The organism is Mesorhizobium sp. M4A.F.Ca.ET.022.05.2.1 (assembly GCF_003998845.1).
GTDB lineage: Bacteria > Pseudomonadota > Alphaproteobacteria > Rhizobiales > Rhizobiaceae > Mesorhizobium.
In genome coordinates, this window is sequence record NZ_RZOJ01000682.1 from 1 (window position 1) to 1662 (window position 1662).

The following is a 1662-nucleotide window of genomic DNA, read 5'->3' on the forward strand; positions in this document are numbered from 1 at the left end:
ATCTTGGAGTAGTCGAGCAAATCCTCGATCAGCGCCAGCAGCGCGCTGGCCGAAGTCGAGACGGCTCCGACATAGGTGCGCTGCTCGGGCGACAGATCGGTGTCGACCAGCAGCTTGGCCATCCCCATGATGCCGTTCATCGGCGTGCGGATTTCGTGGCTGACGGTGGCGAGGAAGCGCGACTTGGCCTGGCTGGCATATTCGGCGCGCTCGCGGGCGGTGATCAGCGAGGATTCGGCGCGCTTACGGGCGGTGATGTCGCGCGCGATAGCCCGGTGCGAGACGGCGCCATTGTCCTTGTCGCGCACCGACAGCTCGATCCAGGAAAACCAGCGCGGGCCGTTCGGCGTGCGGACGGCGACGTCGGTGGAGCTCAGGCATTCATGATCAGAGAAGGCGGCGTCGGGAACGATTCCGACGTCGATGCCGAGCTCCGACAGCGTCTTGCCGGCAAGATCGCGCTGGTCGACCTCGACGAGGTCGGCGAAAACCTTGTTGGCATAGACGATATGGCCGTCGCGATCGCGATGGACGACGAGATCGCCGAGCGCGTCAATCAGCCCGCGAAACCGCTCCTCGCTTTCCTGCATCTCCCACATGCGGTCGGCGAGGGTCTCGATCTCGGCGCGGCTGCGGGCGGCGGTCTCGTCGAGCAAGTCCGAGGCCAGGCGTTCGTTGCGTTTGTTGCGCAGATGCATGCCCAGGCCGGCGAGGCCGGTCACCAGCAGACCGAGAGTGACGAAGATCGGCGCGCCGGTGAGATGAGCCAGACCCGCCAGCACGGCGATGGCGACGACGGTGAGGAAAGGCAGGCCTTCGGGATTGGCAGGCGGCAGTACGGGCGCCAGCGGCGGCGCGGTGACAAGCTGACGCTTCGGCGTAGCAGGGTTCGGCCCGTCCACGCCATCGGCACTCTCCGCCGCCTTGATGCCGGATTCCGCGATCATGCGGAAAGCCATGCCACAGAGACATTATGGAAGATTGCGGCGGATCGCTCGAATTTTAACGGTCGCGCGGTTTTTGCCCGTCAGCGCTCACATATCGACAACGACGCGACCCCTGATCCTGCCATCGACGATATCACGCGCGGCGTCGATTATATCGTCAAAACCGATGTCCTGGACAGCGTCGCGAGCTTGCCATGGTCGAGGTCGGCGCCGATGCGGCGCCACGCCTCCAGGCGGACCGCCTTCGGCGCCATCACCGAATCGATGCCGAGCAGTGAGACGCCGCGCAGAATGAAGGGAGCAACGCTCGCCGGCAGGTCCATGCCGCCGGCAAGCCCGCAGGCGGCAACCGCGCCGCCGTAGGCGGTCATCGACAGAACATTGGCCAGTGTGTGGCTGCCGACCGCATCGACGCCGCCGGCCCAGCGCTCCTTGGCGAGCGGCTTTGCCGGCTGGGTGAGTTCATCGCGCGAGATCACCTCGGCGGCGCCGAGGTCGATCAGATAGGGGCTTTCGGCATTGCGGCCAGTCGAGGCGATGACATGGTAGCCGAGGCTGGAGAGGATCGAGACCGCGACTGAGCCGACGCCGCCGGCCGCGCCCGTCACCACCACCGGGCCGCGATCCGGGACGATGCCGTGCCGCTCGAGCGCCATGACGCTGAGCATGGCCGTGTAGCCGGCAGTGCCGACCGCCATCGCATCATGCGGGCTCA

At 66.4% G+C, this 1662-nt stretch carries 1 protein-coding gene and 1 pseudogene; both read right to left on the reverse strand.

The features are described from left to right. Positions 1 to 947, reverse strand: a 947-nt coding sequence (locus tag EN745_RS34510; protein ID WP_127423294.1) for a histidine kinase dimerization/phospho-acceptor domain-containing protein, incomplete at its 3' end; no start/stop codon positions are given. Positions 948 to 1034: 87 nt separating this feature from the next. Beyond that, positions 1035 to 1662 (reverse strand): annotated as a pseudogene (locus tag EN745_RS34515) (zinc-binding dehydrogenase); the annotation flags it as partial.